The 23319-nt window shown below is 44.6% G+C and carries 24 protein-coding genes; 8 read left to right on the plus strand and 16 right to left on the minus strand.

The annotated features are described in order from the left end of the window. The first annotated feature begins 186 nt into the window (after nt 1-186). The 5 genes from PluTT01m_RS09940 to PluTT01m_RS09960 all read left to right on the plus strand — a co-directional run bounded on the left by PluTT01m_RS09940 (nt 187) and on the right by PluTT01m_RS09960 (nt 6125). Nucleotides 187-2154, plus strand: coding sequence for a type VI secretion system Vgr family protein (locus PluTT01m_RS09940; RefSeq protein WP_011146188.1), 1968 nt, complete (start codon nt 187-189; stop codon nt 2152-2154). Next, the gene (locus PluTT01m_RS09945) at nt 2154-3080 is read left to right on the plus strand and encodes a DUF4123 domain-containing protein (protein WP_011146189.1); all 927 of its coding nucleotides are present in this window, start codon (nt 2154-2156) and stop codon (nt 3078-3080) included. The genes PluTT01m_RS09940 and PluTT01m_RS09945 overlap by 1 nt, the downstream gene beginning before the upstream one ends. A gap of 20 nt (nt 3081-3100) precedes the next feature. Then, nucleotides 3101-4702 carry a hypothetical protein gene (locus tag PluTT01m_RS09950; RefSeq protein WP_011146190.1) on the plus strand — a complete coding sequence of 534 codons (1602 nt, stop codon included), beginning with the start codon at nt 3101-3103 and terminating at the stop codon, nt 4700-4702. 49 nt (nt 4703-4751) lie between these two features. Further along, on the plus strand, nt 4752-5729 hold the full coding sequence (locus PluTT01m_RS09955; protein WP_228956958.1) for a hypothetical protein: 978 nt from the start codon (nt 4752-4754) through the stop codon (nt 5727-5729). 126 nt (nt 5730-5855) lie between these two features. After that, a complete protein-coding gene (locus PluTT01m_RS09960; RefSeq protein ID WP_011146192.1) occupies nt 5856-6125 on the plus strand; it encodes a type VI secretion system PAAR protein in 270 nt (89 codons plus the stop codon). 246 nt (nt 6126-6371) lie between these two features. Here PluTT01m_RS09960 and PluTT01m_RS09965 read toward each other — a convergent pair whose 3' ends face one another. The 3 genes from PluTT01m_RS09965 to PluTT01m_RS09975 form a co-directional block, all read right to left on the minus strand. Continuing rightward, nucleotides 6372-6746 carry a helix-turn-helix domain-containing protein gene (locus tag PluTT01m_RS09965; RefSeq protein ID WP_011146193.1) on the minus strand — a complete coding sequence of 125 codons (375 nt, stop codon included), beginning with the start codon at nt 6744-6746 and terminating at the stop codon, nt 6372-6374. A 76-nt stretch (nt 6747-6822) separates the two neighbouring features. After that, entirely contained in the window at nt 6823-7083 is a 261-nt protein-coding gene (locus tag PluTT01m_RS09970) for a type II toxin-antitoxin system RelE family toxin (RefSeq protein ID WP_011146194.1), read from the minus strand. 481 nt (nt 7084-7564) lie between these two features. Then, a complete protein-coding gene (locus PluTT01m_RS09975; protein ID WP_011146195.1) occupies nt 7565-7849 on the minus strand; it encodes a CopG family ribbon-helix-helix protein in 285 nt (94 codons plus the stop codon). 461 nt (nt 7850-8310) lie between these two features. On the opposite strand from PluTT01m_RS09975, the gene PluTT01m_RS09980 reads away from it, so the two are divergent. Further along, a complete protein-coding gene (locus tag PluTT01m_RS09980; protein WP_011146196.1) occupies nt 8311-9054 on the plus strand; it encodes a hypothetical protein in 744 nt (247 codons plus the stop codon). A 100-nt stretch (nt 9055-9154) separates the two neighbouring features. Next, on the plus strand, nt 9155-11242 hold the full coding sequence (locus tag PluTT01m_RS09985) for a DNA methyltransferase (protein ID WP_011146197.1): 2088 nt from the start codon (nt 9155-9157) through the stop codon (nt 11240-11242). A 423-nt stretch (nt 11243-11665) separates the two neighbouring features. Here the strand turns inward: PluTT01m_RS09985 and fliR are convergent, their stop codons facing one another. The 13 genes from fliR to fliF form a co-directional block, all read right to left on the minus strand. Next, nucleotides 11666-12448, minus strand: a complete 783-nt coding sequence (fliR, locus tag PluTT01m_RS09990; RefSeq protein WP_011146198.1) for a flagellar biosynthetic protein FliR — start codon at nt 12446-12448, stop codon at nt 11666-11668. 2 nt (nt 12449-12450) lie between these two features. Continuing rightward, nucleotides 12451-12720, minus strand: coding sequence for a flagellar biosynthesis protein FliQ (fliQ, locus tag PluTT01m_RS09995; RefSeq protein WP_011146199.1), 270 nt, complete (start codon nt 12718-12720; stop codon nt 12451-12453). Nucleotides 12721-12740: 20 nt separating this feature from the next. After that, entirely contained in the window at nt 12741-13457 is a 717-nt protein-coding gene (gene fliP, locus PluTT01m_RS10000) for a flagellar type III secretion system pore protein FliP (RefSeq protein ID WP_109791968.1), read from the minus strand. A gap of 49 nt (nt 13458-13506) precedes the next feature. Continuing rightward, entirely contained in the window at nt 13507-13959 is a 453-nt protein-coding gene (gene fliO, locus PluTT01m_RS10005; protein ID WP_041380047.1) for a flagellar biosynthetic protein FliO, read from the minus strand. 1 nt (nt 13960) lies between these two features. Next, complete coding sequence (gene fliN / locus PluTT01m_RS10010; RefSeq protein ID WP_011146202.1) at nt 13961-14380, minus strand: flagellar motor switch protein FliN; 420 nt, start codon at nt 14378-14380, stop codon at nt 13961-13963. Next, nucleotides 14373-15377: a flagellar motor switch protein FliM gene (gene fliM / locus PluTT01m_RS10015; RefSeq protein WP_011146203.1), complete on the minus strand. Its 1005-nt coding sequence runs from the start codon at nt 15375-15377 to the stop codon at nt 14373-14375. The genes fliN and fliM overlap by 8 nt, the downstream gene beginning before the upstream one ends. Nucleotides 15378-15382: 5 nt before the next feature. Then, nucleotides 15383-15859 (minus strand): flagellar basal body-associated protein FliL, encoded by a 477-nt coding sequence (fliL, locus tag PluTT01m_RS10020; protein ID WP_011146204.1) that lies wholly within the window; start codon nt 15857-15859, stop codon nt 15383-15385. A gap of 173 nt (nt 15860-16032) precedes the next feature. Next, nucleotides 16033-17361 carry a flagellar hook-length control protein FliK gene (locus tag PluTT01m_RS10025; RefSeq protein ID WP_011146205.1) on the minus strand — a complete coding sequence of 443 codons (1329 nt, stop codon included), beginning with the start codon at nt 17359-17361 and terminating at the stop codon, nt 16033-16035. Further along, nucleotides 17361-17804 carry a flagellar export protein FliJ gene (fliJ, locus tag PluTT01m_RS10030; protein ID WP_011146206.1) on the minus strand — a complete coding sequence of 148 codons (444 nt, stop codon included), beginning with the start codon at nt 17802-17804 and terminating at the stop codon, nt 17361-17363. Before fliJ ends, PluTT01m_RS10025 begins: the two co-directional genes overlap by 1 nt. Before the next feature lie 42 nt (nt 17805-17846). Then, nucleotides 17847-19211 carry a flagellar protein export ATPase FliI gene (fliI, locus tag PluTT01m_RS10035; protein WP_011146207.1) on the minus strand — a complete coding sequence of 455 codons (1365 nt, stop codon included), beginning with the start codon at nt 19209-19211 and terminating at the stop codon, nt 17847-17849. Then, on the minus strand, nt 19211-19915 hold the full coding sequence (gene fliH / locus PluTT01m_RS10040; protein WP_011146208.1) for a flagellar assembly protein FliH: 705 nt from the start codon (nt 19913-19915) through the stop codon (nt 19211-19213). The genes fliI and fliH overlap by 1 nt, the downstream gene beginning before the upstream one ends. Then, nucleotides 19908-20900, minus strand: coding sequence for a flagellar motor switch protein FliG (gene fliG, locus PluTT01m_RS10045; RefSeq protein WP_011146209.1), 993 nt, complete (start codon nt 20898-20900; stop codon nt 19908-19910). The genes fliH and fliG overlap by 8 nt, the downstream gene beginning before the upstream one ends. Then, nucleotides 20897-22600 (minus strand): flagellar basal-body MS-ring/collar protein FliF, encoded by a 1704-nt coding sequence (gene fliF, locus PluTT01m_RS10050; protein ID WP_011146210.1) that lies wholly within the window; start codon nt 22598-22600, stop codon nt 20897-20899. The genes fliG and fliF overlap by 4 nt, the downstream gene beginning before the upstream one ends. A 285-nt stretch (nt 22601-22885) precedes the next feature. Here fliF and fliE point away from each other — a divergent pair, with 285 nt between their 5' ends. Beyond that, complete coding sequence (gene fliE, locus PluTT01m_RS10055) at nt 22886-23197, plus strand: flagellar hook-basal body complex protein FliE (protein ID WP_011146211.1); 312 nt, start codon at nt 22886-22888, stop codon at nt 23195-23197. Nucleotides 23198-23319 lie beyond the last annotated feature (122 nt).

The raw sequence follows: 23319 nt of genomic DNA on the forward strand, positions 1-23319 counted from the left end.
CTCACGTACTACGTGTACGTTCCGGTTTTTCCGCGCTGTCCGTGTTCACTGTTCATTGATAAGAATGGCCTGCAACAATTACGCCTATTGGGATAGGCTCTAAGTAAAAGAGGGTGAAATTATGGTTGTTTTACATGATCTATTTAATTCCTGGAGCTTCGACCTCACTCAGTCAGGAGGAATGTAATGGCGGATTCAGGACTGGTTTTTACACTGACTGCGGGTCATCTCCCGGAGAAAACGTTTGCTGTAGTGGAGTTTACTCTAGATGAAGCACTATCAACGTTATTTTGTCTGGAGGCGACATTAACCAGTGCTGATCCAGATATTAATTTCGCTGATGTTCTTGATAATTTTGCGACACTGACCGTTTATCGTGATGGAAAACCCGAGCGCAGTATAACTGGGATTGTGACTCAATTTGAACAAAGTACGACAGGTCGTCATCGCAGTTATTATGCCTTGACCATTCAACCTGCTTTATGGCGTGCGGGATTACGGGTTAATTCCCGTATTTTTCAGCATCAATCTGTGGCTGAGATTATTGACATATTATTGAAAGAAAATGGCGTTAGAAACTTCTATTGCCAATTGCGTTATGAACATCCTGAACGGGAATTTTGTGTGCAATATGATGAGAGTGATCTGGCGTTTCTCCATCGTTTATTGGCTGATGAAGGGATGTTTTATTATTTCGATTTCACTGAGGAGCGGGGTGAACCGATAATTATTTTCATTGATTCTCATCGGATAAATAACAAATTTTCATTGCCCTATCACCCAGAATTGGATGCTACAGGAAGCCAATGCAGCATCAATCGATTCTGCTGGCGTGAACAGGTCGGGATTGCCAACATTGTGTTGAAGGATCGTACTTTTAAAAATCCGCTGTGGGGGGCTGACTGTTACTATCACGAACGCCAAATTAATCACCAGCGTTCAGATTTACCCAGTTACACTTACTATGATTTTCCCGGGCGCTTTAAAGATGAGCGTGGCGAGCGCCTGAGTCAATATCGTCTGGAAGCACTCCGCACTGACGCTATGTTTGGCCGTGCACAAAGTGACTGTTTTGCTCTGGCGCCGGCATCAGGGTTTACGCTTACTGATCATCCGAAAGAGCAATTTAATACCCTGTGGCTGGTCATTAAAATCAGTCATCACGGTAGACAGCCGCAGGCGGATGAATCCCGTTTCGGTGAAATGGGGACGACCTTAACGAACAGCTTCACCTTTGGCGATCGCAACCGGGTGTGGCGTCCCTCGCCTTATCCCAAACCGCGCATTGACGGCTTGCAAATTGCGACAGTGGTTGGCCCGGAGGGGGAAGAGATCTTCTGTGATGAATACGGGCGTGTGCGGGTGCAGTTTGCCTGGGATCAATATGGCAAATTCAATGACCAGAGTTCCTGTTGGATCAGAGTCAGTCAGGCTTGGGCTGGCAAGCGCTGGGGCATGATTGCAATCCCGCGTGTGGGGCAGGAAGTGCTGGTGGATTTTCTGCATGGCGATCCAGATCAGCCAATTATTATTGGGCGTACCTATCATGCCAGTAATGTTGTGCCTAACCCTTTGCCGATAGCAAAAACCCAGATGTCAATTCGTTCAAAAACCCATAAAGGGGACGGTTTTAATGAACTAAGATTTGAAGATGAAAAAGATCGGGAAGAGATATTTATTCATGCTCAGAAGAATTTGGCGATTAAGGTACTGAATTCCTGGGATGAGCGAATTAATTATAACCGTACAACCAGCATTGGTCATGATGACGAACTGGTCATTGCCAATAACCGTAAAATAACGGTTGATGGGCAACAGGAACACAAAACTACCGGGAACTACGTTGTTCAGATTGAGGGTGACAAAACTTTGCAGGTCGATGGCAATGTAGCACAGAAAGTTCAAGGTATGCTCAGTATTGATACCAATGGTGATATTACGGTGCAAAGCGGCAATAAAATCAGTCTGAAAGTAGGTAATAGTTTTATCGTTATTCATGCTGATGGTGTCGATATCAAAGGTCCATCTATCAATCTGAACTCAGGGGGGAGTCCCGGAGATTTATTGCGACCGGCGGATCCGGTCATTTTGCAAGCTGCCGCCAGTGCCGGCTCCTTGTTTGTTGCACATTGTCCGAAGGAGGATAACGACTGATGGCCGCTGAAAAATATTATGCCGTCATTGACGGTGCGATTGAATACCGATTGTTTTTTATCTTGGAAAATTTTAATCCCCCCGCGGTTTGTCTTTATGATGAATCTTTACCACCTGAACGGCTTAAGGTAGCGCCTTACTTGGTGGAGGTGACAGAAAAAGTCGGACTTTATTTGGAGGAATGGCAAACATGTTGGGGAATTTGTCTTCACTCAAAAGCGGATATGAAAACATTGCGTCAGCATTTACGTAAATATCTTCAAGTATTATTACCCGATCAAGATAAACCGGTATTTTTCCGGTTTTACGATCCGCGCAATATCTGGGAGTTTCTCAGTGTCCTCAGTGACTGGGAAATTCACTGTTTTCTGGGGCCGATAAATAAAATTAGCACTTCTCTGATGGGCGTTAAGCATGAAGATAATTTTCACGCGGTCAGAAAACAATTTCCCGTAGAGGCTGGCTCCAGACAAAAGATGTTGCGGATCACAACAAAGCAATATGCTCAGTTAAATGAGCTATTCGAACAACGATATATTAATAAACTGACGCGATTTATTAATGAAGTCAATTACTATAATAGCGCTGGTACCATAGATCTGCCATACGACTCCCTGTCGGCACATTCAGACCGGATATTGAAAAACCCGTTCCCTGATACACATTATTCTCCCGCCTATATGGATGAGGCCACATTTATTCAACATAAAACCCTAGCAGAGGATTGTTTTTATTTTTGTCGGGATAATGAAATCACGGATGAACGCGCCATTGGCGGGTTTCTCTATTTGCTGATGGCGAGACATATCAATCAGTTTGAGCAAATCCCGCTGGCATGGTTAACCGCACTTAGAGACCCCCAGTGGCCGGGTTATTATCGGATGGAAACATTATTAAAAAGCGAATTGGGTTTTATCCCCGATTAGGTAATTAAAAGGTAATTGATATGGCTGAACAAACTATTTCATCCCGTGCCGGTGTTGCTTGCATGACATGCGACAACCCGGACCCCTGTATTTATAAAATCAGCGTCACTTTTGGTCAGAATACTCAGGTATGGCCTGAAAAGCCGGCAATTAAGATGAGCCTGATTGATCATGGAAAAGGTCAAAAAGGGACGATACAGATTGAAGGTAAATGTAATAACACGGTTAAACATCATGCGGTGCTAACGGGGGGACAGAAAGAGAAAACGCTAGAATTTAATGCGCCACAGGAGGTGACATTATTTTATAAAGATCAACTGAAAGACGCTGAGATTGAAAGTGACCTGGATAGTGTCTGGTTTTATTTATCTAATCTTGCCAACCCGACAGATATGTACAGTGAGCCGCGTTATTATAAGTTAATAACCCAGGGTTGCCTGGATAGTCGACAGTACGCGACGATAGCGGTTTACCCGTCGGTCAGTTTTATGGTTTCGGTTGGATTGAGCTTTGATTTTTCCCACGGAGAACGTTCTGTAAAGGAGCGGCGTGATGAACAGAAAAAAGCGCGTCAGGCGATGGAAAATGTCAAGCCTAAAAATGGCAATAAACTGCGCAGTGGATGGACAACCCATACGGACCCATTTTATCTGACCCGACAGACGGCCATTAACGTCGAATACGCTTTAACGGTTCAGGATATGGATTACTCGGCGAAGTTTGCGGAAGTTAATCAGGTGAGGAAAACCCTGCCCAATTTAGAGGCTATCAATCGGGTGGAAAAGCTACTGGGTTATACCAAGGAATACCTGGCGCCCGATCCGGATTCAAAAGGCACCCGCAGCTACCAACTGCTTGAGCTCAAGGTAGATCCCATCAATATTGGACTGGCTTATGCTTATGGCCGAACCACTTCGATGGATGACCGTACCCATTTTTTGGGTTTCAGTGCCGCACCTTTTATGGGGATGACGGCAAAACTGGATCTTATCCAAATGGGGGCGGCGTATTGCAAGATAAAGAAGGTGGTAGCCAAATTCAGGGAGGCGCTGGCCCGCAGGAATTCAAATGATAAAAACTATTTAGATCTGGAATGTTGCCTTATTTTGACATGCAATCTGTCCTTTCAGTTGGGTGCCGCTTATAAACAAAAGCAGTGGACTTTTGACGCCGGTAATAAGAATGATTTGAAATTGAGTCTGGAAGGAAAAGTGAATGTCGCCTTTAAGACTCATATTATGATAATGGAAGTCGCAATGGGAGCGGGTGTGGCTGTAAAAACAGCGGCGGGTTTTGAACTTGATCAACATGATAAAGGGATCGATCTGGCTGGCTACCATAATGGGATTGTTGCTGAGATTCAGGTAGCTGTTGATGCAAGGAGAAATAGTAGTAGAAATTCTATAATCGAAGTTAAAAAGAAGTGGAAATGGGTTATTGCCGATCCGTTAAAAGCCAGTGAATCCCCGTTAAGAATTAATCTGATAGGAGAAGAGCGGCCTATTAATCGACCGGAGATAGTCCCAGGTGCTGAAACAGCATCGTGGGAAATGGGTTATGACCCTAACTTTAAGCCTAAGATGGATAACATCCCGTTTATCACCGGATTACCCGGAATGTGAGGATAAAATGAGATTGAAACTGTTATTGCTGTTATCAGGAGTGATTTTTATGTTAAGTGCTCAGGCAAATGAACCGAGGTTGTATATTCGCAGTTTATTCGATATCCAATATGCCTTTTGTGATATTAAAACCAATGGCGTAACGGGAATGGATAACCGTGATTCGGCTCAAGAAGGACGGGGATTTGGTACTGCCAGTACGGCCTCTATGTTATTCTTGGCAAATGGTGAAAATGAAGTTAGCCTGGAGTTTGGTGCGTTGGGTTGGTTTTCCTCAGATGCGTTATCAGATAAAGACCGCAATCACTTTAACCCTGAGGCTAAATGCACGCTGGAACTGACGGCTATGCGTGGTAAAAAAAGTGAAGTATTGACGGCAATTGAAGTGGCAATTGATAAAAACGGTCAGCCTGTGGCAACAACACCCGCGAATGAAGCTAAATATGCTGCTATTAGCACACCGGTGGTACGCCATGTGGTACAGGCTCAAAATGTAGAAGATGGGCATGTAGAGAAAAAGTATTTTAATCCGAAAGAATTTCCTCCTAATATGACCTTGTACCGATTTAGCCGCAGTGTAAAAATCAGTGGTTTACCTGATTGGGAATGGGTGAAGGCAACCCTTTATACCGATACCCCAGAGCAACGTCGGCAATTGCAACAGGCTTATATGGCGGTCTGGCAGGCTTATAATGCCAAAGATATAAATACTCTTAGGGAACAACAAAAAATTGCGCTTAGAGCCTGGGCTTGGGCCACTGATGAAAGTGAAGAAAGTGTTTTTGCCGATCAACCTATTAACAGTGATATCAAAGAAAAAAGTTTCAAAATGATACCGATTAATTGGGATGACTATATCGTTAAAATAATGAATAAGGGTAGAATGGTCAAATTAGTGAATAAATCAATTTTAGAATATTCTCCAATATCCTATTACACTGTTAATAATGAAGATGGCGATACTTATTTCAGTACTACTGCGCCGATTTTCTCATTAATTAATGGCCGTTTTGTTCAGGTAATTTAATGGGTAGCAATATCGGGTTATTTGACCCGATATTTTTTCTGGATGGGAACAGTAAAAGAAAGCTATTATCGGTTACGCAAGATAAAGACTAATTATGTTAATTCTGCCAGATATGGAGGAAGCAATATGGGTAATGCGGTAAAGATTGGTGATATTGGTACAGCGCATGATGATTGTGGCGCGACACCGGTTATTTCGGGATCGACCAGCGTGAAAGTTGACGGTATTCCTTTAGCTCGTCAGGGCGATAGTTTAGCGCCACATTCATCTCATTCACGAATAATTGCCGGTGGTTCCAGTACCGTTTTTGTTGATGGTAAACCTGCGGCGAGAACCGGTGACGCGGTGAGTTGTGGCGGAATTGTGATTGGTGGTGGTAGTGTTAATATTGGTTAAGGAAAAAACATGCTTTCGATTAACATGAAAAGTGCCGTTTGTGATTGTAAAACCCCGGACCCTTATATTCACAAAATTAGTGTTAAAAGTCGGGAAATGGGTTTTTCATTATAACCAGATTGAACCGATAGGGGATATTTGAGTGGTTGATGAAACGGGTGGTATACCGGCAGAAATTTCATTGGTGGGAAAACAGCAGGGTGAGATCTCACCCTGGTCGTATTGGTAACTTTTTACTAACTTTAATCAGTCGAGCACTAGTTGACTTATTCGGCAATCATATAAATCCGCTAATTTTTCAATCGTTGCTTTGCGTGGGCGATCTGATTTCTCAAACTGAGAAACGGCAGCTTGTTTTATACCCAGTTTTTCCGCTACCTCAGCTTGTGATAGTCCACGATAAATGCGCCAAGCGGCTTGTAGTGAAACTTCATCGTCTACCATGATAGAAACGACTTCATGAGGAATAGTTTCATCGTCATTTGGTCCCGTTGTATAGGGAATAATTTGATAATTTTCATCATGATCCGCAGCTGCCAACAGTCTTTCGTACTCGTCCATTGGCAAAATAACGGCTTGTTTTTTGCCATGCTCGTCTGTAATAAATTGAATACTAGCCATATTCTTTTGCTCCGTATGTTTACGTAGTTACGTAGCCCTTAGAGGTAAATGGTTAAATGGAAAATTCACCTATTTGTTAATAGGTTTTTGTCTGGCGTCGCCTAATTTCCTGAATTTCCAGGATATTAGGTTCTCCATCCAGTAATTCAAACAAAACCCGATAATCGCCAACTCTGAGCCTATATCTGTTATCGAATCCTGATAATTTTCTGATATCCAGAGCAACAAGAGGAAAATCTGTTAGCGAACTCACCTTTTGTTTTATCGTCTTCTGATATCGAGTATCGATCCTCGTTAGCTGTTTGATTGCAGCTTTAGACCAAATGACTTTAACCATTTCTTTCCCTATTTTAAAAGAGCATATCCGCTTTGGATACTCAAAATATAAGTGTTTATTCTTATGTCGTCAAGGGAAAGTCTTATATTTTAAGAGGAAAAATAAGGTTGCGTCCAGTAGAGTTCAATTTTTTATGATGAAATCAGATATAAATTTTATGATGATTGGAATTTATTTTTTAATAAAATTCTTTCTCTGTTTTAAATGTGATTATAGAAATGAAGATTAGTTTCTATTTGTTTTTTTATATTGATTTTATTCCTAATTAAATTAAAAGGGTTTACCCCTTAAATAAAAGATTGTTGTTTATACCCGTCATCTTTCAAGTTGCCTCTTTGTTGACTGCACTCACTCACCCCGGTTATATAGTTTGCTATGCTCCCGGGGATTCGCTCCCTTGCCGTCGCGATGCATCTTGAAATCCATAAGGTATATATTTCCTCACGGTCTTGAATGGCTTCTGGCGTCCAAAATAATTGCATTACTTGGCCTCAAAACGGCGAAGTGTGGCTTTGCGGCGGGCTAAAAATTTAGCTTCAACTTGGTCGGCTGGCACTAGATTGCCGGCATCGGCAGAAGCTTGGCCTATTTCTATTTGCCTGCGGAGCCAAGCATCATGGACGCTCGCTTCTTGTTGCTGACGCACGAAATCGCGCATGAAGTCACGTAGTAGCTGTGCGCCTTTGCGATCGAGTGATTTCGCTGCTGCGGTAAAGTCATTTTTCAGGGCATCATCAACCCTAAAGGTAAAAGTAGTTTCGCTCATAGCTAATGATTCCATCGTAATGTGTTACAAAGTAAGTACAGTGTAGTACTTAAATGGGTAGAATACTGCCAGAAGGACGGTAAAATGATATACCCGTTATCTTTCAAGCTGCCTCTTTGTTGGCTGCACTCTCTCACACTGATTACATAGTTCGCTATGCTCCTGGGGATTCGCTTCCTTGCCGTCGCGATGTATCTCGAAATCCATAGGGTATAATATCTATGAGCCGGGACATATGCAGGATAAAGAGTTGCTATTGCAGAAGTTCGGCGAATTGCTTCATAATTAACCATGTTTGCCAAGTTTGGTCCTGGTTCCCGTGTTATTTGATTTCCCTTTTGATCTTGCTTTTAAAAATTGTTACGGTATAACGCCTAAAGCGGGCAGCGTTTCTGGTTACTATTGCATGGAAGTGGTTGAAAACAATAACCAATATTAGAAAATAATCTTAAGGATTGTGCATGTACCATAATGAACATCAAATAATGAAAGCCGTTTACGATAACTTTTATGGTCAGATTAATGATAATGGTGTTATACCTGTTGACCTGCGTGTGCCTTCTTTGGTTGGTACAGTTCAAGACGATCCCTTTGATTGCTTGATTGAACAAAAACTCCAACAAGCATTTCCTGAATTGGAAGTTGTTCGTTCAGGTAAGCTGACTACCCCTGATATTATTATTCGTGACAAGCGAACGGGTATCATTGTTGGGCTTGAAGTTAAAAAGTTAATTCAGAAGCCGAATGGCGCTGATTCACGTGGTCTTACTATGGATTACAATAGTTGCTTGCCGTGCGGAACTGCTTTGATAAAGATGGGCAATGCAATGGTCGAGATTCCTTGTTATTACATGTACGCATTATTGAGCAATGACAATAGCAGTATTGTAACTTTCATTTTGATGCACGGTGATTTCATCAACTATGATTTTAATCTTTATAAGAAAGCCAAAGTTGCGAACCAAACCAAGTATAACCACGGTCCGTACGGTGAAGGTTCTGTTCGTCATCGGGCAATGTATACGTACCCTAATCCACTAAACTACAAATTGAAGTGTTTTCATACAAGAAAAGTTTTTGTAGCGAAAAAATTTGATTGTGAAAACCTTCAGATATCGCATTTGGCTACAGAAGAAGTATCAAGGTACGACATTTACGAAAACAATTTTTTGTACAATATCATTGATAATGGAAAGCCTGATTAATCTGTTGAACCTGTTCTGATTGAAGATATTTTTGCTGACTGCAAAGCACGTATAGCAAAAATACGTACGTCTGTCTCTATGCCAGTGTTAACAAAATAATATGAAGTATATAATTGAAAATGATTTTCCTTTCGAGCAGATTGATCCAATTGCGGAAATCGAAAGTTACAGAAAGGAAATTAACCGTCCTATCTACCATATTCATAAATGGTGGGCGAAGCGTTTAGGAAGCGTATTCCGTTCTATTGTTTCCGGTGCTCTTACTGAAGGCCAATGGAAGGATTTTTACGAATACCAAAAATATACCGGAAAGGTTGTGCTTGATCCTTTTATGGGTTCGGGAACCACATTGGGGGAAGCGGCGAAGCTTGGAGCAAGTATTATAGGATGTGATGTTAACCCAGTTAGTACATTCTTAGTCACACAAGCAATGGCTAGCGTGAATATAAATGAACTGAAAAAAGAATTTAAATCCATTGAACGGGATGTAAAAGAGGAAATCCTTTCCTACTATACAACAATGGTTCCCGATGCGTCGAAATCCACGCCGGCACTTTACTATTTTTGGGTGAAGGTTGTCGCCACGCCAGAGGGTGAAGAAATTCCGTTGTTTTCAAGTTATGTATTCAGTAAAAATGTCTACGCTAGCAAGAAACCGGATTCGCAAATATGGTGTCCGTCATGCGAATCTATTATTGTGGGGAAATACAATAGTACTGACATTAAATGCCCTTGCTGCTCACATAACTTTAACCCCCAAAATGGACCTGCCAGGGGAACAAAAATTATTGACAGTAGAGGTAATGAATACAAAATCAAGGAATTGGTATCTAGCAAAGAGTGTCCACCCAAGCATAAATTATATGCCATTATGGCGCTTAACGAAGCAGGTGAAAAGGTCTATATCAAACCGACCCAATATGACTACGACCTTTTTAATGAAACGCGTGAACGCTTTTCCCTGATCAAAGGCGATCTTCCATTACCTACTATGAAAGTTAGAGCTGGATATAACACGAACCAAGCACGTGGATATAATTACAATAATTGGTGTGACTTCTTTAATGAACGTCAATTGTTATGTCTTGGATTATTGCTTCAACGGATATTGAAAATTAAAGACAAGGTGATTCGGGATCATTTTGTTTGCCTGTTCAGTGGAACACTTGAATTTAATAACCTGTTTTGCAGTTTTAAGGGAGAAGGTACTGGTGCTGTTCGTCATATGTTTTCGAACCATATTTTGAAACCAGAGAGAACACCATTAGAAAATAGTATATGGGGAACACCGGGGAAAAGCAGCGGTACATTTTCGACATTATTTGAAAGTCGTTTGATTAAGGCGAAGACCTATCTTGACGAACCATTTGAAGTATTCATTGAAAACAATGGGGCAAAATGTTTTTCAAAAAAAGTCGTTTGCAGTGATCCGATAAGGGTAAATCCTACTCAATCATGGGAAACGTTCAAAAACGCTTCTCAAGGTGCTTTGATTTTGAATGCGGACAGTTCTTCACTTCCCATCCCTAATTCATCGGTTGATGCGGTAATTACTGATCCACCGTATTTTGATTTTGTTCACTATAGTGAATTGAGTGACTTTTTCTATGCCTGGCTTTCTAATGCTCTTAGTGGCGAATATGAATACTTAAATAGAAAAGATTCATCACATGAAAATGAAGTTCAAGATAGGGATAACGAAAGTTTCACAAGGAAAATTTGCAGTATTTTTAAGGAATGCAACCGAGTGCTTAAAGAAGATGGTCTCTTGTGTTTCAGTTATCATCATTCGACAATAGACGGCTGGATGGCAATATACGATTCTGTCACTAAAGCTGGTTTTGACATTGTAGCTGCTCACCCGGTAAAAGCTGAAATGTCTGTTGCCAGCCCTAAAAGTGCAGCAAAAGATCCTATCAATCTTGATGCAATCTTGGTTTGTAAAAAGGAAGTTAATCCGCCAAAAATTGAGAACCCACAGGACGAAATCTTTTCTCGGTTCAGTGATTATATTGAACGATTCAACGCTGTTGAAAGAAATCTAAGTTCAGGGGACCGCTTTGTAATTGCTTGCTCTCAGGCAATTACGGTTGCTTCATGCCTTCGAATGGATAGAGGATCGACGATTGACTTGGTTAAATGGTCTGTTGAAACATGTGTTCAGCGTAAAAAGATATCACTTAAATGACCAGAGCGGGATTCTGTTTTACATAAAAAGTCATCAATGGGCGGACATCGATAATTTTGTTCAATTAATACGATTTTATCAATACACTCTGATTGCCATATTAAGAGTATGAAAAATAACAGGTACCGTGCATAAAAACATGGGCGCTGGTACCAATATTGACTTTGTTGTGTAACATATACCCTACAGATTTCAAGATGGATCGCGACGGCAAGGGAGCGAATCCCCGGGAGCATAGATAACGATGTGATCGGGGGTGAGTGAGTGCAGCTAACAAAGAGGCATCTTGAAATCCATAGAGTATGGCTAATTAAAACCTGTGTTTCTTTTACTTATCGATAAGATTTTATAGCATAAATAGTACAATTTATATCATATAAAATACGGATTTTTTCTAGGTAAACTTTGTTTTAAATAATATCTTTAAATAACCATTCCACTGATAATGACCGCCAGTCGATTAAACAATTCACTAAACATACGCTCGGTAAATGGCGCTAACATCGGGATTAAAAGCGTGAGTACCAATATACCGGTAGTCAGTGTTAACGGAAAACCGACCACAAAGATGGAAAGTTGTGGTGTCATCCGGTTTAAAATCCCTAATGATAAATTCAGTGTTAATAATAGTGTTATTAATGGCAGAGCCAGCATCATGCCGTTGATAAATATCATACTGGCGCTTTGTGCTAGCAGTAAAAATCCTTGAGCACTGAGTTGCAGTGGTTGTATCGGTAGAATCTGGAATGTGTCTGCCAGAACCGATAATAGCCATAGGTGACCGTCAAAGGCCAAAAATAACAGTAAGGTCAAGAGGTTAAAGATTCGCGCCAAAATAGGCATATTCGGGCCGCCGGAGGGATCAAAAAAGGTAGCGAATGAGAGCCCCATTTGTAAACCAATCACTTCACCGGCATAACGTACTGCTGCAAAGGCAATTTGCATTGTCAGGCCAAGTGATGCCCCAATCAGGATTTGCTGGAGCATCACCCAGAATGCGGTAACAGAGAAAATAGGCACTTGCGCAGGTTGCAGGTTTGGCATCAAGAGCAGTGTTACCATCACGGCCAGTCCAATTTTGACTTTCTTAGGTGCCTGTTTTTCACTGAATAATGGCGCAGTACTGAACAGCGCAAGCACCCGAACCAGCGGCCAGAAAAATTCACTGACGAACTGGATCAGCATTTCACTGTTAAAAGAGATCATAATTAGCCAATTATCACAGGGATGCTGCTGTAGAGTTCACGCATGTAGTCCAGAAATAGGTTTAGCATCCAAGGTCCGGCGATAACGGTAGTGACAAATACCGCCAGAATTTTGGGAATAAATGATAGTGTCATTTCGTTAACCTGTGTTGCCGCTTGCAACAAGCTCACGATTAAACCACATAATAAAGCCGCTAACAGCAACGGCGCAGCCAGCGCCAGCGCGACTTTCATGGCTTCTGTTCCCAATGCCATGACTGATTCAGGAGTCATAATGTTTGCCTCTTTTCAGGTCAACCGTAAAAACTTTGTGCCAGAGAACCCAGTAGTAATTGCCAGCCGTCAACCAGAACAAATAGCATGAGTTTGAAGGGCAGTGAGATGGTAGCAGGGGGGACCATCATCATCCCCAACGCCATCAATACGCTGGCGACCACCAGGTCAATAATCAAAAATGGAATAAACAGGGTAAAACCAATCTGAAAAGCGGTTTTTAGTTCGCTGGTAATAAATGCTGGCATCAGTACTCGCATAGGAACGGAATCGGCGGTTTCAAACGGCGGCTGATCAGCAAGACGAGCAAACAGCGCTAAATCGTTTTCCCTTGTCTGACGCAACATAAATTGCCGTAATGGCTTGGCACCATTTTCTAAAGCGGTTTCCAGACTGATTTTATCTTCACTAAAAGGCAGATAAGCATCTTGATAAACTTTATCGAAAACCGGTGACATAATGAAAAATGTCATAAATAGCGCCAGTCCAAGTAGAACCTGATTAGGTGGTGCCGATGGGGTGCCTAAAGCATTACGCAGTAAACCCAACACGATAATGATGCGGGTAAAACTGGTCATCATGAGTAAGGCGGCGGGAATAAAGGTCAGCGCGGTAATGAAAACTAACGTTTGAACCGGTAGTGACCAGCTTTGTCCACCGTTTGCCAGCGGTTGACTGATGATGCCCGGCAACTGTGCCGCGGCATCCATCGGTAAAATAAGCGCAGCGAGTATCATCCCCAGGCGGCATGACAATGCAAACTTATCCCTTGTCATAAAGAGAGAACTACTTTTTTTCATCATCCTTGCCTTGTCGCATCAGCGTATTTTTTAAAATCTGACCAAACAGCGCCGGTTTTATAGCTTGTCCTTCGGTGTTATCACGGTTGGATTCAGGTATTGGCATCTGATGTAATAAATTGATTTGCTGAGCAGTGACACCCAGTACCAGCCAGTTATCTTCAACTTCTACAATGACGACACGTTCACGTTGTCCCAGAGAGCAACTGGCTTTGATACTTAATTGTTGCTGAGTCTTCCCTTTGCTGGAAAACAGCCCCATACGGCGTATTAACCAAGTGAGGGTGAAAATTAATAGCAACACCCCCGCCAGTGCACTGCTGACCTGCATCAGTGTCTGACCTGCGGGAAGTGGTGCGGATGTGGCGACTTGAGTCGCCGTTTGGGTTTGCGCGGCAGGTTCTGCCGCGCCATTATGCAGCGAGGGCTGGAAAGCCATATTAACGACTCAGGCGACGCATACGTTCAGAAGGGGTGATGATATCGGTGATACGGATACCGTATTTATCGGATACAACCACAACTTCACCCTGAGCAATCAGATATCCATTGATTAAAATATCCAACGGCTCCCCGGCAAGGCCATCAAGGGAAACAACTGAACCTTGAGATAATCTCAGTAGCTGTTTGATGGTCATTTTTGTCCGGCCCAATTCTACGGATAATTTGACCGGAATATCCAAAATCAGGTCGATATCCGATAAGTGAGCCAGTGCATCCTGAGGCTCCAGAGATTCAAAAATTGCCGCGCTACTGTCAGAGGTTTGTTGTTGCGCGGCCTGTTGTTCCAGAGCTTCTGCCCACATATCTTCGGCAGATCCGGTTGCAGCGGTATCTGTGGGTTGCTTAGCATCACTCATTGGGCTGTTCCTCATCCAGAGCATTTAAAACTGGGTTAATAAGATGTTCGACTCGCAGGGCATATTGCCCATTTAATGTTCCGTACTGGCTGGTGAGCACGGGCACACCATCGACGTGAACGATCAGGCGTTCGGGTTTATCAATAGGTAAGATATCGCCCGGCTGAAGTTGCAGGATTTTTGACAGCCTCAGCGGGATATCAGCAAAGTTAGCGACCAATTCCAGCTCTGAATGCTGAACTTGTTTTACCAGACTCTCTCGCCACAGGCTGTCTTCTTGCCGGGCATTTTCCAATGGTGGATTGGTCAGACGTTCCCGTAGTGGTTCGATCATGGCAAACGGAATACAGATATTAAATTCACCACTCAACGCACCAATTTCCACTTGAAATGGCGTTGTCACCACAATATCGTTCGGTGATGTTGTAATGTTGGTGAATTTCACCTGCATTTCAGAGCGAATGTATTCCACTTCAATTTTGAAAATGGCGCTCCAGGCATCACGATAGGAATCCAGTGCCATACGTAACATCCGGTTAATCACTCGTTGCTCGGTATGGGTGAATTCTCGGCCCTCTACTTTGGTCGGGAAACGTCCATCTCCACCAAACAGGTTATCTACCGCGATGTAAACCAGACTGGGTGCGAATGCAAACAGTGCTGTCCCTCTCAACGGTTTCAGATGAACCAGATTAAGGTTGGTCGGTACTGCCAGATTGCGGGCGAATTCATGATAAGGCTGGATTTTTATTGCGCCGACGGTAATGTCAGGACTACGGCGGAGCATGTTAAACAACCCCATCCTGAAATGACGGGCAAAGCGTTCGTTAATAATTTCCAGTGCTTGCAGACGTTCCCGAATAACCCGGCGTTGGGTATTGGGATCATAAGGGCGAATCTCATTTTCCCCGGACGAGGTATTTTCTACGTCGTCACTGGCACTGTCGCCATTGAGCAGAGCATCAATCTCTGCCTGTGAAAGAATATTGTCACTCATGGTGATTATCGCAGAATAAACGTGGTAAACAGCACATCGGTGATGACCTGATCCGGTTCACCGGGTACCAAGGTTGGGCGAAGTGTTTGCTTGATGTCGTCCATCAGACGCAATTTACCGCTGTCATGAGCCAGATCGGCCGATTTTTGGCGTGATAATAGCAACAACATACGACTACGAACTTCCGGCAGATATTCGTGGAAGCGCTGGCGAGTTTTTTCATCGGCTAAACGTAAAGTCACACCAATGTAAAGCACTCGGTCAAAGTGATCTTCATTGTCGATCAGGTTGACGGTAAAAGGCTCCAGAGTCATAAAGACAGGGACTGCTATGGCTTTAGATGCCGCAGAGTCACTCTCTTTTGCCTGTTTAAGTGCCCACCAACTGTATCCCCCGATGGCGGTACCGATAACGGCAATCAGTACTAACAGTATCATCCCAAATGGATTTTTGCGTTTATGCTCGTAGCTATAGTCAGACATGGACAGACAAATTCCTGTTTTTGTTGCGGATAAGTGTCCACGCATTCCATGGTGGGCTGACTTATCCATCAATATCGATAATCATTATCCCGCGTATTTCCGCAGGCAATAGCTGGAACAAACGGGGAAAAAACGACTAACTCGTTCGTTTGTTATGAAGTTACTTGCTACTATCAGGCGAAAATATCCACACCTCCCCGGGCGGACGCGAGTTGATGAGGTGTTAAATGTACTGTGGATTCAGTGGCTGAGTGATTTTCTGAGGTGGCATCAGCATTGCGACTTGCGGTTCCGTCTGAATGTTGTGAACCAGCACGTTGTTCTTGTTGCCACGGACTCGCGTTGTCACTGCTGACACTGCTTTGGGTCAGTTGAATACCACTTTCTGCCAGTGCATGGCGAAGTCCAGGTAATGCCGCTTCCAGTGCCGCCCGGACATGGCTGTGAGCCGATGCCAGATGCAATTGCGCTTGATTATCTTCAACAGACATGCGGATTTGCAATGCGCCTAGCTCTTGTGGATGCAGGCGTAGCTCTGCCTGTTGCAGGCCATTGCGGTTAAATAAAATGATTTGTTGATTTAATTGTTGTTGCCACTCTTCACTACCCAATTGGGCATTCAGTAAGGGGGTAGAGGCACTGGATAACTGAAACTGGGCTGTCTGATTGTGTCCGGCGGAAAGCAGGGGAGAGGTTGCCACAGAGGAGATTTGCCCGGTTTGTTGATTTTCAGTGGCTGCTGGCGCGGGCTGGATCTCAGCTTGAGCGGTAGTTTGAGTGAGTGCTGATTCACGTGGATGAGTCGGAGTTGCAGTTTCATGTTGGATAGCTGCGGCAGCAATCTTGGGTTTTACCGAAGAATTTTGCCCAAGTCCGTTTTCAGGTTTGGTTTTAAAAAAGGCGTCTGCTTTTTCTTCTTCCTGTTTTGGTTGTTTTGCAATCGCTGTCAGAGGATTCTCTTCAGTCGATAATTCTATAACGACTAATTCTTTAACGCTAATTTGACGGTTTTTATCATTATGCTTAACGAGTCCGTCAGGTTGGAGGCTGGTTTTCTGGTTTTCTGGTTTGATGGCTAAACCGGATAATTGTATGGGTAAACTTGCCGCCAGCTCTTCTGCTGACATAAGTTTCTCATCAACAGCAACCGGTTGTTTATTTGTATCTGCTTTGACATCAAGAGGAATCAGCGAGGAGGTAATAGGCTCTGTTGGTATTTTATTTGAGGTAGATAATTCATTTGCGATAGACAGTTCGTTTGGGGCGGATAATTCGTTTGGGACGGATAATAGTGGCGACAAATCGTGGTCTGTATCATCTGTAACCTCTTCTTCTTTGGATGATACTTTTCCTGGTTTGACCCCGCCTTTCTGTGCCAGTTCGGTTTCCAGATTAAGAAACTGAGCAAAAGCCGAAGGTTGATCGGCATCAGTGAGTGAATTGCTGCGCGTTGGTTGATTTTCTGTCGGTTTCAGGTCGGCAGGCAAAAGAGTGAGATTCATTATTTATTTCTCCGTTGTACGCTACGTTGGGCATATTCATCCATCTGTTTCTGTTCCGTTCTGTTCTGATGTAATCTTCGGTTGTTATCTGCCCGTTGTTGCAAAGTATCGAAGGCATTGAGGCGCTGTTGTTTTTCCCGCCACTGTGATAAAGCCGTATCAAGCCGCTGTTGCCATTGATTGAGCTGCAATTTGTGCTGTTCAATCGCTTTTTCCAGCGTTTTCATGAATTGCTGATAATTTTGCCAAGTGGTACATGGCATACCATGACTCAGTGTGTCATTCAGGCGCTCCCGGTATTCATCTTGATAGCCCATCAACGTTGCGAGTTGTTGCTCCATTTGCTGATAGTTCTGACAAACTTGTGCCAGGTGAGTAGCGGCTTTTTCCACTGCATTTTGTGCAAGGTCACGCAAGGTTATGAGAGGTGATTGTTGCTGCATCTTATTCCTCGCTTTAATGGCAACACCCAGAAAATCGTTACGTTATGTAGGTAACAACTGTTGTAATTGAATGCAGGCAGCGTCATATTCACTACGTTCTTCAATATCTTGCTGTAGAAATTGTGCCATGTAGGGATAAAGCTCAATGGCTTTGTCTAGTAGCGGATCACTGCCCGCAGCATAAGCACCGACATTAATCAGATCACGGTTACGCTGATAGCTTGCGAGTCGTTGTTTGAACTGTTGTACCCGCCGGTAGTGCTGTTTATCAATGAGTGCGGTCATTGCGCGGCTGATAGACGCTTCAATATCAATCGCCGGGTAATGCCCTGATTCTGCCAGCGAACGGGAGAGGACGATATGACCATCCAGAATTGCCCGCGCGGCATCGGCTATCGGGTCTTGCTGATCATCACCTTCGGTGAGTACGGTGTAGAACGCGGTAATCGAGCCACCGCCATTCACCCCATTGCCTGCACGCTCTACGAGCGCCGGAAGTTTGGCGAAAACCGAAGGCGGGTAGCCTTTGGTTGCCGGAGGTTCGCCAATTGCCAGGGCAATTTCACGTTGCGCCATGCTGTAACGGGTCAATGAATCCATAATCAGCAATACATGTTTACCTCGGTCACGAAAATCTTCAGCGATACGGGTGGCGTAGGAGGCACCTTGCATGCGCAACAGCGGTGAGATATCGGCGGGTGCGGCGACAACCACTGAGCGGGCTAAACCAGCGGCACCAAGGATATTTTCAATGAAATCTTTAACTTCGCGGCCACGTTCACCGATCAAGCCAACGACAATCACATCAGCCTGTGTGTAACGTGCCATCATGCCAAGCAGAACACTCTTACCGACCCCGGAACCGGCAAACAACCCCATACGCTGCCCACGGCCTACGGTCAGTAGGGCATTAATCGCTCGCACACCGACATCCAGTACGTCGCTGATTGGTGTACGTTGCAGAGGATTGATTGGCGGCGTGGTGAGTGGGGCACGATAGCTGGTATCTGGCGAAGGAAAACCATCCAGTGGACGACCGGCACCATCCAAAACTCGTCCTAACAGTTCCGGGCCAAGCGGTAACTGGCGCCCACCGCCACAATCTTCACTGTACGGGCGGGCGTATACCCGGGCACCGGGTACAATCCCTTCCAGATCTTCAAGTGGCATAAGGAGAAGTTTTTCGCCATTAAAACCGACAACTTCACTTTCAACTTCTTCAATATTGCTGCCATTTTGTCGTTCAATCAGGCAGGTTGCCCCCAGAGGCAGATGTAAACCCGTTGCCTCCATCACCAGCCCGGTCGCTCTGGTCAGACGTCCATAACGACGCACTGGTGAGGTTTTCGCTAGTTTCTGCTCAAAAGTATCCAGTGTCGCCAGCCAGCGCCCGAGTCTTGCGGTCATTACAATTCCCCCGGTGCGGCCAGCCGGCACAACTCATGCCAGCGGGTGGCCAAACTAGCATCTAAATCGCCTTCATCTGCACTGATTTTGCAACCACCAGGATGCAGTTTGTTATCTGCCAGTAAGCGCCAGCCGTGTAGTGAGAGCGTATTGCCTAATTGTTGTTCAACCATTGGCATATCTCGTGGATGAACCCGCAATTGGGGTTTACCACTCAACATCGGCTCCTGTTGAATAAATTCACGGATCTGATTGAGCAGGGCAGTGCCATCACAAATCGCAGGCTGACCTAAGATCTGTTTTGCAGCGGTCAGTGACAGTTGCATCAAGCGGGAGGCAATGATCGTGTCAAGCCCTTCGAGTGAATGCTGGAAATCGGCCAGCAGATTTTGCCACTGCTCGGTGATAGGTTGCTGCTGCTGAATAGCCTCTTTTCGCCCCTGTTCCAGACCAGCCTCTAAGCCAGCTTGGTAACCTTGTTCATAACCTTGCGCTTGACCCTCGGTAAATCCCTGTTCATGGCCTGTCTGCCGTGCCTGTTCTTTCAGATTATCCAGCATTGCCGCTTGTTCAAGGATTTCATTACGCTCTGACTCTTCCTGTGAGTCATCAACGGGCTCGGGTTTGGCCCGTAGTTTTTCCCACTGTGTGAGCTCGTTTGGTTTCCAGGGTTGCCAGTCAGCATGGTTTAACTTATCAGACATAGCTATCGTCGCCACCATTTAGGATAATCTCACCGCTTTCTGCCAGACGGCGAACAATAAGCAGAATCGCTTTCTGTTCGTTCTCCACTTGCGACATCCGCACCGGACCACGGTTTGCCAGGTCATCGCGCATAATCTCTGCGGCACGTTGAGACATATTGTTGAGGAAATGATCGCGTAGTTGCTGGTTGCAGCCTTTCAGTGCAATGAGCAGGGAGTCAGTGGTGATTTCCTGCAACAGACGCTGGATACTGCGGTCATCCACATCGATAAGGTTTTCGAACAGGAACATTTCATCGATGATTTTTTGCGCCAGTTCGTTATCGTAGGCACGCATGGCTTCGATAACATTCTCTTCCTGCTGACTTTTCATCAGGTTGATAATTTCAGCCGCAGTACGAACGCCACCCATTTTGCTACGTTTGAGATTTTGGCCGTCTAACAGGTTATTGAGTACTTCTGTCAGTTCAGCCAGTGCCGCCGGCTGTACACCCCCGAAAGTCGCGATACGTAGCATGATGTCGTTGCGTAATTTGTCATCAAACAGCGCAAGGATATCGGCTGCTTGTCCGCGATTTAAATGAACCAGAATGGTGGCGATAATCTGTGGATGCTCTTCACGGATCATATCGGCTGCCATTTGAGGTTCCATAAAGTTGAGGGTCTCAATACCGGTGGTGGTTTCACGGGATTCGAGAATATCCTCAAGCAGACTGGAAGCGCGTTCTTCTCCTAGCGCTTTAATTAACACCGAACGCAAATAGTCACTGGCATTGATACTCAGTGCCGCATACTGGCCGGCATCTTCTTCAAACTCTGCCAAGACATCCACCAGTTGCTGGTTAGAAATTTGGCGCATACCTGCCATTGTGATACTGAGTTGCTGGACTTCCCTGGAGTTCAGGTGTTTAAACACCTCGGCCGCTTGATCTTCTCCCAGGGTCATTAACATGACGGCGCTTTTTTCTGTTCCGTTCAGGCTCATTGTTCGTTACTCATCCATTGACGGATCACCAGCGCCACTACGCGAGGATCTTTTTCTGCCAGCTCACGAATGCGTTGGCTTTGAATTTCAGCACTGACTCGTTGACGTGTCAGTTTCTGGCGCGTTTTTTCATCCATTTCCGCACTCGATTCAGTCACTTGTCTTTTCTGAACTTTCTGTGCGTCGAGGGCGGCTTTTTCTGCGGCGCGTTTTTTGGCAAGTTGAGGCACCACCATTTTGCGCCACAGCAGCCATGCCACCAGAATCAATAGCAGGTAGCGGCCAAAATCGAAGGCTTTTTCTAACAGAACCGGGTTCTGCCAGACAGGAATAACCTCGATATTTTCTTTGCTTTCAGTAAATGGTGTATTAACCACATTCAAGCTGTCGCCACGCTCTTTAGAAAAGCCCATCGCTTCTCTGGTCAGCGCTTCTATTTTTGTCAATTGCTCAGGGGTTAGGGCCTGAGTTTCCGGGCCATTTTTGCCTTCTACCGTGACATAATTGACGACAACGGCGACGGATAAGCGTTCAACACCACCGGCTTGTTGTTGCACATGGCGAATAGTCCGGTCCACTTCATAGTTTGTGGTTTCATCACGGCGGTTATTGCGATTACTGTTAACCGTGCGCTCATTACTGTTACCGGCGGATGATGCTTTCTTATCGCTCTTGTCGTTTTTATTGTTCTCTTTGGTGTTTGGTTTATCAATCGGCGCACTCGGTGGTGAGCTCGGTTGATTGGAAAGCGCACCGGGAATACCGCCAACCTGAGGGCCGCCACTCTGCTCACTTTCACTCAACTGTTTTGAGCGAACCGCAGCCTGATTCGGGGGTTGGTTAGGTTTATATTCTTCTGCCGTCTCTTCACGGCGTGAAAAATCCACCTGCGCTGTCACCTGTGCGTGAACGTTACCACGACCGACAACCGGGGTTAGAATCGTTTCGATACGATGCTGGAAGCGATTTTCCACTTCCTGAATGTATTTCAGTTGACTGGTATTGAGATCGCGTCCGGTCGCATCGGCTTGTGTCAATAGACGTCCGGTCTGATCAACGATGGTGACATTGCCCGGTGGTAAGCCAGCGACACTGCTGGAAACCATATGGACGATGGCGTTTATCTGGCCTTCATCCAAGGTACGACCTTGCAGTAATCCAACCGTAACGGAAGCTGAGGGCGATTTCTGTTCACGGACAAACAGCGAGGGTTTGGGAAGTGCCAGATGAACACGAGCATTTTGCACTGGCCCTAAAGATTCAATGGTGCGTGACAGTTCACCTTCCAATGCTCTTTGGTAGTTAACCTGCTCACTAAATTGGCTGATGCCAAACTTTTCTTTATCGAGTAGTTCGAATCCCGCAGCCCCACCTTTGGGCAACCCTTGTTGTGCCAATCTTAGCCGTGTCTCATGCACCTGCTCGGCAGGGATCATGATCGCAGCGCCATTTTCGGCAAAACGGTAAGGGATATTTAATTGGGTTAATTGGGTGACAATATCGCCACCATCTTTATCGCTCAGATTACTGTAAAGCACCCGATAATCGGGGCTGCGTAACCACAGGAAAAGGGCAATGACAATCGCAACGGCTGCGCTGCCGGCAACTAATAATGGCACTTTAGGATCAGCTTTTATCTGGTTAATGATAGCACTGAAACCTTTAGTTTGATTTTCAACGTCGGTTGTTGCGGCACTCATAGACGATCCTTGCCTTGCTGTTCAACATGAATACTAAAAGCGTGGCGTAACAAAACAGACTCCCCATACGCAAGCGAAAAAATTCTTCCTATTTTCAGTTTTGTCATTATTCGCTGTTCACTCATCTTTTAATGGCACAATAAGCCCTGACTTTTTACTTTAATTACCCGCTTTAGATCGAGAGGGCTATGTTAGGGTGGCAGTCTAAAAATATGCCGTATATTACTTTGGGTTAATATGGCATTGAATGGCGTAGGTTATAGGGTGGTTTAACACGAGGTTTTTATGTCAATTCAGGCAATTGAAAGCGTGCTGCAACTGATGCAAGCTCAGGCATTACAGGCAGCCAGTATCGCAAAACCACTACCGTTGCAGAGTGGATTTGCCAGTCAACTGATGGCGGCTGTGGGTAAAATTAATCAAACACGTTTGAATGCCACAAAACGAGCTCAGGATTTTACACTGGGTGTACCCGGTGTTGAATTGAATGATGTAATGGTGGAGATGCAGAAATCCAGTATTGCTTTGCAAATAGGCGTTCAGGCAAAAAATAAGCTAACGGCTTCTTATCAGGAGATTATGAATATGCAGGTGTAGGTATGTTAATTTATTGATGTCTATCGTTAATAAGAGAGATCGCGAGTGTCGTGGATAAATTCCGCGGCGCTGCAAACAGGATATTCCATCGGTTTTATTTCTGGTCTTTTGTGTTGAGAGGC

This window comes from Photorhabdus laumondii subsp. laumondii, from assembly GCF_003343245.1.
Taxonomy (GTDB): domain Bacteria; phylum Pseudomonadota; class Gammaproteobacteria; order Enterobacterales; family Enterobacteriaceae; genus Photorhabdus; species Photorhabdus laumondii.

Excerpts from the sequence above, each read along its gene's own strand:
- PluTT01m_RS09960 (WP_011146192.1), top strand. The coding sequence starts at position 5,856 with ATGGGTAATGCGGTAAAGATTGGTGATATTGGTACAGCGCATGATGAT.
- fliQ (WP_011146199.1), bottom strand. The coding sequence starts at position 12,720 with ATGACTCCTGAATCAGTCATGGCATTGGGAACAGAAGCCATGAAAGTC.
- PluTT01m_RS09945 (WP_011146189.1), top strand. The coding sequence starts at position 2,154 with ATGGCCGCTGAAAAATATTATGCCGTCATTGACGGTGCGATTGAATAC.
- PluTT01m_RS09980 (WP_011146196.1), top strand. The coding sequence starts at position 8,311 with ATGTACCATAATGAACATCAAATAATGAAAGCCGTTTACGATAACTTT.
- PluTT01m_RS09955 (WP_228956958.1), top strand. The coding sequence starts at position 4,752 with ATGTTAAGTGCTCAGGCAAATGAACCGAGGTTGTATATTCGCAGTTTA.
- PluTT01m_RS09940 (WP_011146188.1), top strand. The coding sequence starts at position 187 with ATGGCGGATTCAGGACTGGTTTTTACACTGACTGCGGGTCATCTCCCG.
- PluTT01m_RS10025 (WP_011146205.1), bottom strand. The coding sequence starts at position 17,361 with ATGAATCTCACTCTTTTGCCTGCCGACCTGAAACCGACAGAAAATCAA.
- fliO (WP_041380047.1), bottom strand. The coding sequence starts at position 13,959 with ATGGCTTTCCAGCCCTCGCTGCATAATGGCGCGGCAGAACCTGCCGCG.
- fliG (WP_011146209.1), bottom strand. The coding sequence starts at position 20,900 with ATGAGCCTGAACGGAACAGAAAAAAGCGCCGTCATGTTAATGACCCTG.
- PluTT01m_RS09965 (WP_011146193.1), bottom strand. The coding sequence starts at position 6,746 with ATGGCTAGTATTCAATTTATTACAGACGAGCATGGCAAAAAACAAGCC.
- fliH (WP_011146208.1), bottom strand. The coding sequence starts at position 19,915 with ATGTCTGATAAGTTAAACCATGCTGACTGGCAACCCTGGAAACCAAAC.
- PluTT01m_RS09950 (WP_011146190.1), top strand. The coding sequence starts at position 3,101 with ATGGCTGAACAAACTATTTCATCCCGTGCCGGTGTTGCTTGCATGACA.
- PluTT01m_RS09970 (WP_011146194.1), bottom strand. The coding sequence starts at position 7,083 with ATGGTTAAAGTCATTTGGTCTAAAGCTGCAATCAAACAGCTAACGAGG.
- fliJ (WP_011146206.1), bottom strand. The coding sequence starts at position 17,804 with ATGCAGCAACAATCACCTCTCATAACCTTGCGTGACCTTGCACAAAAT.
- fliP (WP_109791968.1), bottom strand. The coding sequence starts at position 13,457 with ATGATACTCGCTGCGCTTATTTTACCGATGGATGCCGCGGCACAGTTG.
- PluTT01m_RS09975 (WP_011146195.1), bottom strand. The coding sequence starts at position 7,849 with ATGAGCGAAACTACTTTTACCTTTAGGGTTGATGATGCCCTGAAAAAT.
- fliE (WP_011146211.1), top strand. The coding sequence starts at position 22,886 with ATGTCAATTCAGGCAATTGAAAGCGTGCTGCAACTGATGCAAGCTCAG.
- fliL (WP_011146204.1), bottom strand. The coding sequence starts at position 15,859 with ATGTCTGACTATAGCTACGAGCATAAACGCAAAAATCCATTTGGGATG.
- fliI (WP_011146207.1), bottom strand. The coding sequence starts at position 19,211 with ATGACCGCAAGACTCGGGCGCTGGCTGGCGACACTGGATACTTTTGAG.
- fliF (WP_011146210.1), bottom strand. The coding sequence starts at position 22,600 with ATGAGTGCCGCAACAACCGACGTTGAAAATCAAACTAAAGGTTTCAGT.
- fliN (WP_011146202.1), bottom strand. The coding sequence starts at position 14,380 with ATGAGTGATGCTAAGCAACCCACAGATACCGCTGCAACCGGATCTGCC.
- PluTT01m_RS09985 (WP_011146197.1), top strand. The coding sequence starts at position 9,155 with ATGAAGTATATAATTGAAAATGATTTTCCTTTCGAGCAGATTGATCCA.
- fliM (WP_011146203.1), bottom strand. The coding sequence starts at position 15,377 with ATGAGTGACAATATTCTTTCACAGGCAGAGATTGATGCTCTGCTCAAT.
- fliR (WP_011146198.1), bottom strand. The coding sequence starts at position 12,448 with ATGATCTCTTTTAACAGTGAAATGCTGATCCAGTTCGTCAGTGAATTT.